At 55.9% G+C, this 14,726-nt stretch carries 14 protein-coding genes; 2 read left to right on the top strand and 12 right to left on the bottom strand.

The window, feature by feature from the left end:
• Positions 1-539: 539 nt before the first annotated feature.
• Complete coding sequence (gene ggt, locus AC6I8X_RS01635) at positions 540-2,291, bottom strand: gamma-glutamyltransferase (RefSeq protein ID WP_497840443.1); 1,752 nt, start codon at positions 2,289-2,291, stop codon at positions 540-542.
• A 204-nt stretch (positions 2,292-2,495) separates the two neighbouring features.
• Here ggt and AC6I8X_RS01630 point away from each other — a divergent pair, with 204 nt between their 5' ends.
• The gene (locus AC6I8X_RS01630) at positions 2,496-2,786 is read left to right on the top strand and encodes a DUF2756 domain-containing protein (protein WP_313688878.1); all 291 of its coding nucleotides are present in this window, start codon (positions 2,496-2,498) and stop codon (positions 2,784-2,786) included.
• On the opposite strand, the gene ugpQ is transcribed toward AC6I8X_RS01630, so the two are convergent.
• From ugpQ to AC6I8X_RS01580, 10 genes are all read right to left on the bottom strand, one after another.
• Entirely contained in the window at positions 2,783-3,526 is a 744-nt protein-coding gene (gene ugpQ, locus AC6I8X_RS01625; RefSeq protein ID WP_313688880.1) for a glycerophosphodiester phosphodiesterase, read from the bottom strand. The two genes, AC6I8X_RS01630 and ugpQ, sit on opposite strands and share 4 nt — an antisense overlap.
• Positions 3,523-4,596 carry a sn-glycerol-3-phosphate import ATP-binding protein UgpC gene (locus tag AC6I8X_RS01620; RefSeq protein ID WP_299447208.1) on the bottom strand — a complete coding sequence of 358 codons (1,074 nt, stop codon included), beginning with the start codon at positions 4,594-4,596 and terminating at the stop codon, positions 3,523-3,525. Before AC6I8X_RS01620 ends, ugpQ begins: the two co-directional genes overlap by 4 nt.
• Position 4,597: 1 nt before the next feature.
• A complete protein-coding gene (gene ugpE / locus AC6I8X_RS01615) occupies positions 4,598-5,443 on the bottom strand; it encodes a sn-glycerol-3-phosphate ABC transporter permease UgpE (RefSeq protein ID WP_313688883.1) in 846 nt (281 codons plus the stop codon).
• Positions 5,440-6,330 carry a sn-glycerol-3-phosphate ABC transporter permease UgpA gene (gene ugpA, locus AC6I8X_RS01610; protein ID WP_313688885.1) on the bottom strand — a complete coding sequence of 297 codons (891 nt, stop codon included), beginning with the start codon at positions 6,328-6,330 and terminating at the stop codon, positions 5,440-5,442. Before ugpA ends, ugpE begins: the two co-directional genes overlap by 4 nt.
• Before the next feature lie 61 nt (positions 6,331-6,391).
• Positions 6,392-7,708 (bottom strand): sn-glycerol-3-phosphate ABC transporter substrate-binding protein UgpB, encoded by a 1,317-nt coding sequence (gene ugpB / locus AC6I8X_RS01605; RefSeq protein WP_084871806.1) that lies wholly within the window; start codon positions 7,706-7,708, stop codon positions 6,392-6,394.
• Between the two features lie 188 nt (positions 7,709-7,896).
• Positions 7,897-8,610 (bottom strand): high-affinity branched-chain amino acid ABC transporter ATP-binding protein LivF, encoded by a 714-nt coding sequence (gene livF / locus AC6I8X_RS01600; RefSeq protein WP_084871805.1) that lies wholly within the window; start codon positions 8,608-8,610, stop codon positions 7,897-7,899.
• A 1-nt stretch (position 8,611) separates the two neighbouring features.
• Positions 8,612-9,379 (bottom strand): high-affinity branched-chain amino acid ABC transporter ATP-binding protein LivG, encoded by a 768-nt coding sequence (gene livG, locus AC6I8X_RS01595; RefSeq protein WP_084871804.1) that lies wholly within the window; start codon positions 9,377-9,379, stop codon positions 8,612-8,614.
• Complete coding sequence (locus AC6I8X_RS01590; RefSeq protein ID WP_313688802.1) at positions 9,376-10,647, bottom strand: high-affinity branched-chain amino acid ABC transporter permease LivM; 1,272 nt, start codon at positions 10,645-10,647, stop codon at positions 9,376-9,378. The genes livG and AC6I8X_RS01590 overlap by 4 nt, the downstream gene beginning before the upstream one ends.
• The gene (livH, locus tag AC6I8X_RS01585) at positions 10,644-11,570 is read right to left on the bottom strand and encodes a high-affinity branched-chain amino acid ABC transporter permease LivH (RefSeq protein ID WP_084871802.1); all 927 of its coding nucleotides are present in this window, start codon (positions 11,568-11,570) and stop codon (positions 10,644-10,646) included. The genes AC6I8X_RS01590 and livH overlap by 4 nt, the downstream gene beginning before the upstream one ends.
• Before the next feature lie 119 nt (positions 11,571-11,689).
• Positions 11,690-12,817, bottom strand: coding sequence for a branched-chain amino acid ABC transporter substrate-binding protein (locus AC6I8X_RS01580; RefSeq protein ID WP_313688800.1), 1,128 nt, complete (start codon positions 12,815-12,817; stop codon positions 11,690-11,692).
• 404 nt (positions 12,818-13,221) lie between these two features.
• On the opposite strand from AC6I8X_RS01580, the gene panM reads away from it, so the two are divergent.
• The gene (gene panM / locus AC6I8X_RS01575) at positions 13,222-13,608 is read left to right on the top strand and encodes an aspartate 1-decarboxylase autocleavage activator PanM (RefSeq protein WP_313688798.1); all 387 of its coding nucleotides are present in this window, start codon (positions 13,222-13,224) and stop codon (positions 13,606-13,608) included.
• Between the two features lie 53 nt (positions 13,609-13,661).
• Here panM and rpoH read toward each other — a convergent pair whose 3' ends face one another.
• The gene (gene rpoH / locus AC6I8X_RS01570) at positions 13,662-14,519 is read right to left on the bottom strand and encodes an RNA polymerase sigma factor RpoH (RefSeq protein WP_084871799.1); all 858 of its coding nucleotides are present in this window, start codon (positions 14,517-14,519) and stop codon (positions 13,662-13,664) included.
• Between the last annotated feature and the right edge of the window lie 207 nt (positions 14,520-14,726).

Raw genomic sequence — 14,726 nt, 5'->3', positions numbered from 1 at the left:
CCTGCGGCGTCCTCGCGCAGCGCTACGCGCTGTTCCCTCGCTTATCACTCAGGCCAACGGACCACGCGGATTCGCCATCCATGGCTCATGCCGCCCTCTCGCCGCATCCATGCGGCTCGTCCTGGCCTTCACTCTGCGCTCGGCGCTGCGAATGCCGCTCACCCCCCCGTTTGCAGGACCATCTAATAAAAAACAAACAGCAAAAGAAAAAACCCAGAAAGTCATCGTGGTTGCAGCGGGGGTGTGAGCACCATCCGGACTCGCTGAGCGAGGGAGCGATTCCAGGATGAGCCGCATGGATGCGGCGAAAGGCGGCGTTGAGCAGGAGCGAATCGACGCCGGTCCGTCGGAAGTTGTAGCGGCGCGATTTATCGCGCGAAAAAGCCGCGAAGCGGCGAGGCAGGCGGCGCAGGGCCGGGGAATGCAAAGGGGACGGCCTGGCCCCCTTTGCTCGGTCGCCGCACTGGCGAACTGAAACTACCTAAGTCAGTAGCGAACGAAATCAGCTCGAAGCGAACGAAATCACCCCTGAACGAGGTTCAATACCCCGCACTCAAATCATCCACCGAGCGCGGATCGGACGCCCCATAACGCGTGCCATCCGGCCCAATCATAATGCTCTGGGTGCTGCCCATCGCGGGCATGACCTTCACATGCTGCCCCTTGCTCTCCAGCAAACGCAAAGTATCCGGGCTAAACCCCTTCTCCACACGCAACTGATCCGGCAGCCACTGATGATGAAAACGTGGAGCATTGGTCGCTTCCGCGACGTTCATACCAAAATCGATGCTATTAACCACCATTTGCAGCACAGTGGTGATAATACGGCTCCCCCCCGGACTACCGGTCACCAGCCAGGTTTTCCCGTCTTTCACCACGATGGTCGGCGACATCGAGGAAAGCGGACGTTTGGCTGGCTGCACTGCGTTAGCGTCACCACCAACTAAGCCATACATATTCGGCGTGCCCGGCTTAGCGGAGAAATCATCCATTTCGTTGTTCATCAGGATGCCACTCTGACCCGCGACGATACCGCTGCCAAAATAGGTATTCAGGGTGTAGGTCACCGCCACCGCGTTACCGTCTTTATCCACCACCGAGAAGTGAGTGGTTTGGTTGCTTTCATACGGCTCCAGCTTGCCCGGTTTGATTTCGCTTGATGGACGCGCTTTGTTGATGTCGATCTGCTGTGCCAGCGATTTCGCATAAGCTTTGCTGGTCAGCGCCTGCTGCGGCACCTTGACGAAATCCGGGTCGCCGAGATATTCCGAACGGTCGGCATAGGCATATTTTTCCGCCTCAGCCATCACCTGCATCGCATCCGCGCTGCCGAAACCCATTTTTGCCAGGTCGAAATTTTCCAGGATATTGAGGATCTCAACAATGTGGATGCCACCGGAGGACGGTGGTGGCATTGAAAACACTTCATAGCCACGGTAGCTGCCGCTCACCGGTTTACGCTCGACAGCCCGGTAAGCCGCGAGATCGGCCTTGCCAATCAGGCCGCCGTGTTGCGCCATTTCTCCAGCGATTTCGTCGGCGATTTTACCTTTATAAAAAGCGTCTGGTCCCTGCTGGGCAATCAGTTGCAGGCTGTGCGCGAGGTTTTTCTGCACCAGACGATCGCCTTGCTGGTAAGGCTGGCCGTCTGCTTTATAGAAAATGGCGCGGCTATTGTCATGATTGATGAGATTCTCTTTGCCATAGGTGGCCAGATCGTCTGCCAGCGCATCATTGACGATGATACCGTTACGCGCCAGTTTGATCGCTGGTGCCAGCAAGGTGCTTAACGGCAGCGTGCCATATTTCTGCGCTGCCAGTGCAAAACCGGCGACGGTACCCGGCGTGCCGGAGGCCAGATGGGAAGTGAGTGATAACTTACTGTCGGCATTGCCCTGCTTGTCGAGGAACATATTGCGTGAGGCGCGTGCCGGGGCCATTTCACGAAAGTCGATGGCGGTGGTGTGGCCGGAAGCGGTACGCAGCAGCATAAATCCGCCACCGCCGAGGTTACCGGCCTGCGGATGGGTCACCGCCAGTGCAAAACCGACCGCCACGGCGGCATCGACTGCATTACCGCCCTGCCTGAGAATCTGCACCCCCACTTCCGTGGCTGTGGCATCCACCGATGCCACCATGCCGTGTTTCGCCTTCACCGGATGAAAGGTGTCGCTATCCACACCGTAAGAAACCGGCGGCGCGCTTCCCACTGCCGCCTGCGTGCCCTGTACCAGGGTAAAACTCATCAACAACGCCCAGCTAAACCGGCGCACACTGCCTTGTATCCCCATGCCGCTACCATCCTTTTCAGTTGTTTACATTTGTTATCATTGATGCAAGTGTTTACAAACACTGAAAAAAGATTAGCAGCTTCGCTAAATTCGGCGCACTCCTGGATAGCGACTTTTTAATATCGCATAAACTTATGATTACCGCGTTGGTGCCTGAAAGGCACCAGTGGCACACAGCACGGCGGTATTAATGGAGGAATGACCATGAAAAAATGGCTAATCGTTTTCGCGGCCCTGCTGCCGTTAAGCAGCATGGCGAATATGCTGAATAATACCAACCAGCCGTTCGAACCCGGCTATAACCCGAGTCAGCAACGGATGCAGACGCAGATGCAAATTCAGCAACAACAGGAGAAGCTGAAACTGCAACAGGATCAGCAGCAGCAAAAACAGGATTTGCAGCGCAAAATGCAGGAACATCGCGATAGCGCCCAGCAACGCGTCATTAACGCGCAGCCGGGCCAGCAACCGCAACAACAGCAGAATGGATACTAACGGAAGTCGGGACCGATAATGTCGATGCGGTCGGTACAGATCGCATCGACACCCCAGCTCAGCAGCTCGCGCGCCCGCTCGGGCTGATTCACGGTATACACCAGAATGTGCAGACCCGCCGCCTTCAGCTGCGCGGTACGTTCGGCGTCCAGCAACTTATGGTTGAGATGTATCGACACGCAATCGAGGCTCGCCGTCAGCGCCTGCCAGTCGTCATGCCAGCTATCCAGCAATAAACCACGCGGCAGTTCCGGTACCGCCTGCATGGCGGCTTCCAGCGCATCATACGAAAAGGATGACAACAGTGGCGCAGTTTGCCCCTGCCACAGATCGCGTGCGGCTAACGCCACATCACGCCCGGTTTCCACCTCTTTGCCAGTGGTCGGTTTGATTTCAATATTCGCCATCATTTGATGCTGACGACAGCGTGCTGCCACATCACTCAGCAACGCCAGGGGTTCACCGGCAAACTTGTTGCTAAACCAGCTGCCAGCATCCAGCTGCGCCAGTTTGTCCCAGGGCAGATCGCCCGCCACGCCCCAGCCATTACTGGTACGATCCAGCGTGTCGTCATGTAACAGGAAAATCTGCCGATCGTCGGAGAGTTTGGCGTCAAACTCAATCATCTGATGGCGATAATGCGCGCCCATATCAATGGCGGCGAGGGTATTTTCCGGGGCCAGTTTCCCGCCGCCACGATGGGCAACGATGTGCGGATAAGGCCAGTTGTGCTTACTCATTCCAGACGCTTTCCATGGGTTGAATCGAAGAAATGTAACGCATTCGCCGGAAGTTGCAGCCACAGTGTGCTGCCCGCCTGCGGGCGTTCGCTGTGCGGCAAACGTACCACCAATCGCGCGTCACCGATACGACCATGCGCCAGATTATCGGCACCGAGCATTTCCAGCGTCTCCACCACCAGCGGAATGCCCCCCTCTTCGCGGCTGCTGAGCTGGATATGTTCCGGGCGAATGCCCAGCGTCAGAGGGCGGTTGGCCCATTTCGCTTTGCTTTCTCCCAGCGGCAGCGCATGCAGTGCATCGAGATTGAAACGCGTGCCGTCGCTGTTGATTTGCCCCGGCAGCAGGTTCATCGCCGGTGCACCAATAAAGGCGGCAACAAACTGGCTGGCGGGACGCTCGTACACTTCAACTGGCGTGCCCAACTGCTCAACGACCCCTTTGTTCATCACCATCACCCGTTGTGCCAGCGTCATCGCTTCGACCTGATCGTGGGTAACGTACAGGCTGGTGGTTTGCAGACGGCGATGCAGCTGCTGCAACTCCAGACGCATCTGCACGCGCAGGCGGGCATCGAGGTTCGACAAAGGTTCATCGAACAGGAACACCGCAGGTTCACGCACGATAGCGCGTCCCATCGCCACACGCTGGCGCTGGCCGCCGGACAGCTCGCGCGGACGACGCGTCAGCAGGTGATCCAGCTCCAGGCTGCGCGCCGCTTCCAGCACGCGCTGACGAATCTGTTCTTTGCCCATCCCGCGGATTTTCAGGCCGTAGGCCATGTTTTCTTCCACCGTCATATGCGGATAGAGCGCGTAGTTCTGGAACACCATGGCAATGCCGCGATCTTTCGGTTCGAGGTCAGTCACGCGTTTGTCGTCGATATAAATATCGCCGGAGGTGACGCGCTCCAGCCCGGCAACCATCCGCAGCAGCGTCGATTTACCGCAGCCGGAAGGGCCCACCATCACCATAAATTCACCGTCGTTGATGGTGATATTCAACGGCTGAATGATCTGATTTTTGCCGTCATACGATTTGGTGACGGTCTGAAGGGTTACGCCTGCCATTTTATTTCTCACTCTCCACCAGGCCACGCACAAAGGCACGCTGCATGACTAAAACCACCACCACTGGTGGGATCAGGGTTAATAACATTGCCGCCATCACTTCATTCCATTGCGTCGGTCCGCCGCTGGTGTTGATCATACTTTTCACCCCCGCCACCGCGGTACCCAGGCTGGCGTCATTGATAATCAGCAGCGGCCACAGGTACTGGTTCCAGCCGTAGATAAAGGTGATCACGAACAGCGCCGCCAGATTGGTTTTCGACAGCGGCAGCACGATATCCCAGAAGAAACGCAGCGGGCTGGCACCGTCGATGCGCGCCGCTTCAATCAATTCATCCGGCAGTGACATAAAGAACTGGCGAAACAGGAAGGTGGCAGTGGCCGATGCCATCAGCGGCAGCGTCAGACCGCTGTAGCTGTCGAGCATATGCAGCGTCGAAATCACCTCCACCGTCGGGAAGATACGCACTTCTACCGGCAGCATCAGGGTGATGAAGATCAGCCAGAAAAACAGCGAGCGCAGCGGAAAGCGGAACCACACCAGCGCAAACGCCGACAGCATCGAGACGGCAATTTTTCCCACGGTAATGCCGAGCGCCATCACCAGGCTGTTGAACAACATCAGGCCAAAGGCCGGGCCGCTGCCGTTAACACCCTGGGTCCAGATGCGGGAAATGTTGTCCCATAAATGCGTGCCCGGGATCAGCGTCATCGGCACCTGATACACCGCGTTGTTATCCAGCGTGGCCGCGACAAAGGCGACATACAACGGAAACAGAATGGTCAGCACGCCCAGCACCAATAGCGTGTGGCTGAAGATATCCAGCCCGCGTCGGTTCTCAATCATTGGTATTGCACCTTACGCTCGACAAAGCGGAATTGCAGGATAGTCAGGCCAATCACCAGCAACATCAGCACTACCGATTGCGCCGCCGACGAGGAGAGATCCAGCCCGGTAAAACCTTCGCGATAAATTTTATAAATCAGCGTGGTGGTAGCCTGCACTGGGCCACCGCCGGTCGCCGCATCGATCACCGGGAAGGTATCGAAGAAGGCGTACACCAGATTGACCACCAGCAGGAAAAAACTCACCGGGGTGATCAGCGGCAGAGACAGGTTAAAGAAACGGCGCACCGGTCCGGCTCCGTCAATCGCCGCCGCTTCCACCAGCGATTTGGGGATCGATTGCAGCGCGGCAAAGAAAAACAGGAAGTTGTAGCTCATCTGCTGCCAGATCGACGCCAGTACAATCAGGAACATCGCCTGACCACTGTTCTGCGCGTAGTTCCAGTCGTAGCCGATTTGGTTCAGAAGATGGCTGAACAGCCCGAGCCCAGGGTTAAACAGGAACATCCACAGCACCGCCGCCACTACCGGAGCCACCGCATACGGCAGCAACAGCAGGGTTTGATACAGCTTCTTCAGCCGCACCACATAATCCACCAGCGCCGCCAGCAGTAGCGAAAACAGCATGCCGCATACTGTCACCAGCGTGCTGAACTCAATGGTGGTCCAGAAAGACGCCAGGTAGTATTCATCGTTAAACAGGCGACGGAAGTTATCCAGCCCGACAAAGGTGCTGGTGATGCCAAAGGGATCAAGGTTTTGCAGCGAATACCACAGCGCTTCACCCGCTGGCCACAAAAAGAAGATGGCGGTAATCACCAGCTGTGGCAGTACCAGCAAATAAGGCAGCAGACGGGAGCGGAAAACCGGGCGTGATGATGAGGACATAACGGACTCGTTCAGGCAAAAAGATCGGGGCAGATCGCGCAGATCTGCCCCGTTACGGCGGTTACTTCACCTGCTGCTCAAAACGGCGCAGCAGTTCGTTTCCGCGTTTCACTGAGTTATCCAGCGCTGCCTGCGGTGACTGTTTGCCCGTCCACACGCCTTCCAGCTCCTCGTCCACGATGGTACGAATCTGCGGCATGTTGCCCAGACGCATCCCTTTAGTAAACGGCAACGGATCTTTGTTCAGCATCTGACGCGTCGCAATGTCTGCGCCTGGGTTCTTGTCATAGAAGCCCTGCTGTTTGGTCAGCTCATACGCTGCGGTGGTGATCGGCAGATAACCGGTTTTCTGGTGCCATTCCGCTGCGATTTCCGGCTGGGCCAGGAACTGCATAAACTCAGCCACACCTTTGTAGGTGTTGGCATCTTTGCCTTTCATCACCCACAGGCTGGCACCACCGATGATGGCGTTCTGCGGTGCGTTCGGTACGGTGGAGTCATACGGCATCATGCCGACACCAAAGTTGAATTTGGCGTAATGCTTGATATCCGCCAGTGAACCGGAAGAGGCAGTAGTGATGCCGCAATCGCCGTTATAGAACTTGGCGGTTGATTCATCTTTACGACCAAAGTAGGTGAAATCACCCTTCTTGTTCATATCTTCCAGCATCTGGATATGGCGAACCTGCACCGGCTTGTTGAATTCCAGCACCGCGTCTGTGCCGTCAAAGCCGTTGTTTTTGGTCGCCACTGGCAGAGCATGCCAGGCACTGAAGTTTTCAATCTGAATCCAGCCCTGCCAGCCACTGGCATAACCACAGGTCATGCCTGCTTTACGCAGCGCATCGGCGTCTTTCGCCAGTTCCTGCCAGGTTTTCGGCGGCTGATCCGGGTTCAGACCGGCTTTTTTGAAGGCATCTTTGTTGTAGTACAGCACCGGGGTGGAGCTGTTGAACGGCTGAGAGATTAAATGGCCGCTGGAGTCGCTGTAGTAACCCGCGACAGTCGGGACGAACTGTTTTTCATCAAACGCGATACCGGCGTCCTGGAACACCTGATGCACCGGCACAATGGCTTTGGACGCCATCATGGTCGCGGTACCCACTTCATACACCTGCAAAATGGCCGGTGCTTTACCGGTACGCACAGCTGCAATCCCCGCCGCCAGGCTCTGTTCATAGTTGCCTTTGTAGACCGGGACGATTTTGTAGTCTGGGTGAGCCTGGTTAAAACGTTGTGCCAGAGAATCGACTTCTTTGCCTAACTCGCCTTCCATGGAGTGCCAGAAAGGAATTTCGGTCGCAGCCAGCGCATTACCGCTGAGCGCCAGACCGAGCAGGGCACTCATCAGACGGGGACGAAGCGTAAAAGCGGACATAATGTTTTCCTGTGCTTGAGGCGCGCGCGAAATCACGCATTTTTTGTTCGCGAAGTAACATGACACGGGAAAATGACGGAAAAATAACAGGTTAATGACGGGAGTGTGACAAGGGCTATGGTTTAGATTGGTACGTTCTTGCCAACCGCACATTGCGTAGCGGCGCGATAAATCGCGCCGCTACGGGGTCAGGCACCTAAATAAGCGCTACGTACCGCTTCATTGGACAGCAGCGCTTCACCCGTATCCTCCAGCACCACATGCCCATTCTCCAGCACGTAGCCACGGTCGGCCAGTTTCAGCGCCTGGTTGGCGTTTTGCTCCACCAGGAAGATGGTCATCCCTTCTTTACGCAATTGTTCGATGGTGTCGAAAATTTGCTGAATGATAATCGGAGCCAGGCCGAGCGACGGCTCGTCCAGCAACAGCAGGCGCGGCTGGCTCATCAGCGCACGGCCAATCGCCAGCATCTGCTGCTCACCACCGGACATGGTGCCGGCGCGCTGCACTTTACGTTCCGCCAGACGCGGGAACAGATCATAAACGCGTTCAATACGCTCCTGATACTGGCTACGGCTGGCAAAGAAGCCGCCCATTGCCAGGTTCTCTTCCACTGTCATGCGCGAAAACACCCGCCGCCCTTCCGGCACGATGGCGATCGCCTCACGCATAATGCGCGCGGTTTGCCAGTCGGTAATGGTTTTGCCATCAAACGTGATGGCACCTGAGGTGGCACGCGGCTCGCCGCACAGCGTGCCGAGCAACGTGGTTTTACCCGCGCCGTTGGCACCGATCAGGGTGACAATCTCTCCCTGATTGATATACAGGCTGACGTTATGCAGCGCCTGGATTTTGCCGTAATGGGCGCTGACGTTTTCAATGGTTAACATCGGGTTGGCCATATCACGCCTCTCCTAAATAGGCACGGATCACGTCCGGGTTGTTACGAATCTCTTCCGGCGTGCCATTGGCCAGCGGTGTTCCCTGATTGACCACGTAGATGCGATCAGAAATCCCCATCACCAGTTTCATATCATGTTCGATCAACAACACCGATACCTTATGCTCGCCACGCAGTTCCGCGATCAGCTCGTCCAGTTCGTGTGTCTCTTTCGGGTTAAGACCGGCGGCAGGCTCATCCAGCATCAGGATTTCCGGACGCGTCACCATACAGCGCGCAATCTCCAGCCGACGCTGCTGACCATAAGCCAGGTTACCCGCCTGGCGGTTAGCCAGTTCGAGCAGACCAATACGCTCCAGCCAGGTGGCGGCACGGTCCAGCGCTTCGCTTTCCCCTTTACGGAAAGCCGGGGTTTTAAATAAGCCGGAGAACACGCCGCTTTTCAGATGCTGATGTTGCGCCACCAGCAGGTTTTCAATCACCGTCATCTCACGGAACAGACGAACGTGCTGGAAGGTTCGCACAATGCCCATGCGCGCGATTTTCTGCCCCGGCAATCCTTCCAGATGCTGGTCACGCAGTTTGATGCTGCCACCCGTTGGCTTGTAGAAACCGGTCAGACAGTTGAACACCGTGGTTTTACCGGCACCATTCGGGCCAATCAGTGACACGATTTCCTGTTCGCGCAGTTCCAGCGCCACGTTGTTCACCGCCAGCAGGCCACCAAAGCGCATCATCAGGCCTTCTACCGCTAATAAAGGCTGACTCATGCCTGCTCTCCCGCTTTACCCTGTTTCAATTTCAGATGCGGACGTTTCATCGGCAGCAGACCCTGCGGACGCCAAATCATCATCAGCACCATTAAGCCACCCAGCACCAACATGCTGTATTCATTCAGATCACGCATCAGCTCGCGCGACACCACCAGCAGCACCGCCGCGAGGATCACGGCAAACTGCGATCCCATCCCACCCAGCACCACAATCGCCAGCACAAACGCCGACTCGACAAAGGTGAAGGATTCCGGGCTGACAAAGCCCTGGCGCGCGGCGAACAACGTACCGGCAAACCCGGCGAAGGCAGCACTGATGGTGAACGCCGTCAGCTTGATACGCGTCGGGCTGAGGCCGAGGGAACGACAGGCGATTTCATCCTCGCGCAGCGCTTCCCAGGCACGTCCGAGCGGCATGCGCAGCAGACGGTTGATGATAACCAACGTCAGCACCACCAGCAGCAGCGCGACCAGATAGAGGAAAATAACGCGGTCATTCGGGTCGTATTTCAGACCAAACACCTCATGGAAGGTGCCCCAGCCGCCTTCGCTGACCTTGCGGCCAAACTCCAGGCCAAAGAAGGTCGGTTTCGGGATCTGCGCGATGCCATTCGGACCACCGGTAATAGCGGTGTTGTTCAGCAGCAGGATACGCACAATCTCGCCAAAGCCGAGGGTGACGATCGCCAGATAGTCGCCGCGCAGACGCAGCACCGGGAAGCCGAGCAGCAAACCAAACGCACCGGCCACCAGCCCCGCCAGCGGCAGGCTCTGCCAGAAACCAAAACCGTAGTAGTGGTTCAGCAAAGCGAAGGTATAAGCACCGATGGCATAGAAGCCGCCGTAGCCCAGCACCAGCAAGCCAGACAGCCCCACCACCACGTTAAGGCCCAGCCCCAGCATCACGTAGATCAATGTCAGGGTGGCGATATCCACACTGCCGCGCGACACCAGGAACGGCCAGATCACCGCGGCGACGATAAACAGCGCCATCACCAGCTTCTGCTTCGGCGTTGAACCATCAAAGCCCGGCAGTACCAGCCCGTTTCCGCCACGTTTCAACACGCCCTGGAATAACGGACGCAACAGCTGGAACAAAAACACCACGCCGCAACCGACAAAAATCCAGTTCCAGCGCACCGTTCCGGCGTTCGACACCACCAGTTTGGTGCCATCAAGATCAAGGCGCATGCCCATAAAAAAGGTGGCAAGCACCAACAACATCACCGTAGAGATAACGGCATTAACCAGACCGAGGCGCTTCATACTTTTTCCACCTCCGGACGGCCAAGGATGCCGGTCGGCATGACCAGCAGCACCACAATCAGCAGCGCAAAGGAGACCACATCTTTATATTCGGTGGAGAGATAAGCTGACGTCAGCGCTTCGGCAATGCCCAGCACCAGGCCGCCAATCATCGCCCCCGGAATGCTGCCAATACCACCCAGCACCGCGGCGGTAAAGGCTTTCATCCCCGCCATAAAACCGATAAACGGGTTGATGGAGCCGTAGAACTGCCCCAGCAGCACCCCGGCGACGGCCGCCATCGCCGCGCCAATCACAAAGGTCAGCGAGATCACGCGGTCGGTGTTGATGCCCAGCAGGCTGGCCATTTTCAGGTCTTCAGCACAGGCACGGCAGGCGCGGCCCATGCGTGAATAACGGATAAAAATCGTCAGTGCCAGCATGGCGATAAAGGTCACCACCCAGATCATCAGCTGCATGGTGGAGAGCGTGGCGGCAAAGCCGTTGCTTTCGCCCAGCGTCCACTGGCCGGTGATCAGGCTCGGCAGCGCGAGATCGCGCGAGCCTTGCGTCAGGCTGACGTAGTTTTGCAGGAAGATCGACATACCGATGGCGGAGATCAGCGCGATCAGGCGCTTCGAGGAACGTACCGGCTTATAAGCCACACGCTCGATGCTCCAGCCGTAGGCGCTGGAGATGATGATCGCCATGACAAACCCGGCGGCAATCATCAGCCAGGTGGTGTCGATGCCCATCATCATCAGCGCGGCAATCACGATAAAGGAAACATAGCTACCGATCATGTACACCTCGCCGTGGGCGAAGTTAATCATGCCGATAATGCCGTAAACCATGGTGTACCCGATGGCAATCAGCGCATAGGTGCTGCCCAGGGTCACTCCGTTGAACATCTGCTGGAGGAAGTAGAGGAACTGCTCGGACATAACAAGTACCTTAGAAACACGTCCGTGATGGTAAATCGTTACCGCGACTGGCGGTAAATTGACCGGATTTGATGAAGGGCGGCCTGAAGGCCGCCCTGATTTCGTGCTGGATGCAACGATTACTTAATCGCTGTAGATGAGCCGTCTTTGTGCCACTTGAAGATGCCGAATTCGAAGCCTTTCAGGTCACCTTTCTGATCCCAGCTCAGGTCGCCCATCACTGTCGGCACTGGCGCGCCTTCTTTCAGGTTCTTCGCGATAGCATCCGGTTCGTCGCTTTTGCTGCGTTCGATACCGGCCACCAGTGACTGAATCGCCGCATAGGTGGTCCAGACGAACGGACCGGTCGGATCTTTGCGGTTCGGTGCGCTGTTGGCTTTGATAGCATCAACGATGGCTTTGTTGCCCGGCAGCTGGTCATAACGCTTCGGCAGCGTCACGTACAGGCCTTCAGACGCATCACCCGCGATGTTAGACAGCGAAGCGTTGCCCACACCCTCTGGTCCCATAAAGCCTGCATTCAGGCCTGCTGCTTTTGCCTGGCGCAGAATCTGGCCCAGCTCCGGGTAATAACCACCGTAGTAAACGAAATCGACGTTGTCTTTCTTCAGACGCGCAATCAGGGTGGAGAAATCTTTATCACCGGCGGTGATACCCTCGAACAGCACCACGTTGCCGCCTTTGGCTTTCAGGGTTTTCTGCACCGATTCCGCCAGACCCTGACCATACTGCTGCTTATCATGCACCACCGCGATACGTTTCGGTTTGATGGTGTCCAGGATGTAGTTGGCCGCTGTCGGGCCCTGATCGGAGTCTAGGCCGGTGGTGCGCAGCACGTCAGCATAACCGCGCGCCGTCAGTTCCGGTGCGGTGGCCGCTGGGGTGATCATCAGCACGCCTTCATCATTATAGATGTCAGACGCAGGCTGAGTTGAAGAGGAGCAGAGGTGGCCGATAACGTATTTGATACCATCGTTAACCACTTTGTTAGCCACCGCTACCGCTTGTTTCGGGTCACAGGCATCATCATATTCCACGCCCACCAGCTTATCGCCGTTGACACCGCCTTTGGCGTTGATGTCCTTGATGGCCTGCGCTGCACCGGTAAATTGCATGTCACCGTACTGGGCTACCGGACCGGTTGCCGCACCAACGATGGCAATTTTGATGTCTTTTGCCAGCGCCGCGTGGCTCATCGCCAGCGCCACGCAGCCCGCCAATAATGCGCGTCCTTTACTCATTTTCATGCGAACTTCCCCATCTGTTGTGTCGTGTCTGTTGTGTGTTGGTTTATTTTCTGCCAGTGAAAGAGGAAAACTGATTCAGGAATAATGAGTTAGCGCACTTTTCTGGCATTTATAGGTAATAAGGCGTTATTTTTCAGGTTATTAAACAGGAACTTTCTTCTGTAAATCAACTGACATATTCAGTAATGACCAGGTCAAACAGCAGAATCCTCTGGTTGTTATGGCCGAATTTTCACCATTTCACCAGCGTATTATGCTGGCTTAATAAACAACATCTGGACTGTTAAACCACAATCCTGGCAAACTGGCTGTTGTTTGACCTGTTTTTATCAAAAAAAAGTGACAGCGCTCTGACTGTCTAAATTCGCTACACTATGCCCTTTGCACTAGTACAGGTACGGGTAATGAAGCTCACTATTCAGCGCTTAACATCGTTGACGACGCAGGATCGTATCGACCTGACCAAAGTCTGGCCGCAGATCGATATTTCGCAACTGGACGCTCAGCTCAGCGAAACGCAGCGTGTCTATGCCGCACGTTTTAATGACCGCCTGCTGGCGGCACTGCAACTGACGATTCAGGGCACTCAGGGGAAGATTACGCATCTCAGCGTGCGCGAAGTCACGCGTCGCCGCGGGGTGGGGAAATACTTACTGGAAGAGACACTGGCGCAGAACAGTTCACTGGCGGATTGGTGGATTGCTGATGACGGCGAGGCCAATCAAGGCATACGCGCCGCGTTTATGCAGGCTTGTGGTTTTCGTGCGCAGGTTGATGGCTGGATTCGATGAATTGCGGGCATAAAAAAGGCGACTCCGGGAGTCGCCTGTTTTTCTGAGCCTTATCAGGCTTCAATCGCCATACGCAGTTTCTTCATGGCGTTCTTTTCCAGCTGGCGCACACGCTCTGCGGAAACACCGTATTGGTCGGCCAGTTCCTGCAGCGTGGTTTTGTTTTCTTCATCCAGCCAGCGCGCACGGATGATGTGCTGACTACGCTCGTCCAGCCCCTGCATCGCGTCGGTCAGTTTATCGGCGGCGTGCGCATCCCAGTTATCCTCTTCGATGCCATCGGCAAAGTCAGAGGTTTTATCCTGCAGATACAGCACCGGAGCCATGCTTTTGCTTTCGCCACTTTCGTCATCAGACGACATGTCGAAAGTCATGTCCTGCGCTGCCATACGGGATTCCATTTCGCGCACGTCTTTGCTGCTCACGCCCAGCTCACGCGCTACCATTTCAACTTCGTCCTGGTTAAACCAGCCCAGACGCTGCTTGGTTTTACGCAGGTTAAAGAACAGCTTACGCTGTGCTTTGGTGGTAGCGACCTTCACGATACGCCAGTTACGCAGTACGTACTCGTGAATCTCAGCTTTAATCCAGTGCACGGCAAACGACACCAGACGCACACCGACTTCAGGATTGAAGCGGCGCACCGCCTTCATCAGGCCGATGTTGCCTTCCTGAATCAGGTCCGCCTGTGGCAAGCCGTAACCGGAATAGTTACGAGCGATATGAACAACAAAGCGCAGATGAGACAGGATCAGCGTCTTAGCTGCATCCAGATCGCCCTGGTAATGCAGCCGTTCAGCCAGCGCTTTTTCCTCTTCTGCCGATAGCATCGGCCAGACGTTGGCAGCCCGGATATACGATTCCAGGTTACCAAGAGGAGCAATAGCTAAAGTTTGCATTTCTTTGGTCATTCAAACCCTCACAAATTCAGTTGAATATTGCCGCACATTTCTTTGGGCAGACGATACAGTATGTCAACGTCGCCTGAAATCCGAAAGCAATCTGTGCTACCCGAACTTAGAGAACAAAGTTATCCACAAGTTCCATAGTAACAGTGAATATTTTACACACAGATGACAGGAAGGGAAGCGGAGAAAAAATCCTCTGCGCCCGAGTGT

The organism is Pantoea sp. X-Soil-TKNS-1280 (genome assembly GCF_059730475.1).
This window is presented reverse-complemented; position numbering and strand designations above follow the sequence as displayed.

Coding starts and splice junctions, on each gene's coding strand:
- ggt (WP_497840443.1), bottom strand. CDS start 2,291: ATGGGGATACAAGGCAGTGTGCGCCGGTTTAGCTGGGCGTTGTTGATG.
- AC6I8X_RS01630 (WP_313688878.1), top strand. CDS start 2,496: ATGAAAAAATGGCTAATCGTTTTCGCGGCCCTGCTGCCGTTAAGCAGC.
- ugpQ (WP_313688880.1), bottom strand. CDS start 3,526: ATGAGTAAGCACAACTGGCCTTATCCGCACATCGTTGCCCATCGTGGC.
- AC6I8X_RS01620 (WP_299447208.1), bottom strand. CDS start 4,596: ATGGCAGGCGTAACCCTTCAGACCGTCACCAAATCGTATGACGGCAAA.
- ugpE (WP_313688883.1), bottom strand. CDS start 5,443: ATGATTGAGAACCGACGCGGGCTGGATATCTTCAGCCACACGCTATTG.
- ugpA (WP_313688885.1), bottom strand. CDS start 6,330: ATGTCCTCATCATCACGCCCGGTTTTCCGCTCCCGTCTGCTGCCTTAT.
- ugpB (WP_084871806.1), bottom strand. CDS start 7,708: ATGTCCGCTTTTACGCTTCGTCCCCGTCTGATGAGTGCCCTGCTCGGT.
- livF (WP_084871805.1), bottom strand. CDS start 8,610: ATGGCCAACCCGATGTTAACCATTGAAAACGTCAGCGCCCATTACGGC.
- livG (WP_084871804.1), bottom strand. CDS start 9,379: ATGAGTCAGCCTTTATTAGCGGTAGAAGGCCTGATGATGCGCTTTGGT.
- AC6I8X_RS01590 (WP_313688802.1), bottom strand. CDS start 10,647: ATGAAGCGCCTCGGTCTGGTTAATGCCGTTATCTCTACGGTGATGTTG.
- livH (WP_084871802.1), bottom strand. CDS start 11,570: ATGTCCGAGCAGTTCCTCTACTTCCTCCAGCAGATGTTCAACGGAGTG.
- AC6I8X_RS01580 (WP_313688800.1), bottom strand. CDS start 12,817: ATGAAAATGAGTAAAGGACGCGCATTATTGGCGGGCTGCGTGGCGCTG.
- panM (WP_313688798.1), top strand. CDS start 13,222: ATGAAGCTCACTATTCAGCGCTTAACATCGTTGACGACGCAGGATCGT.
- rpoH (WP_084871799.1), bottom strand. CDS start 14,519: ATGACCAAAGAAATGCAAACTTTAGCTATTGCTCCTCTTGGTAACCTG.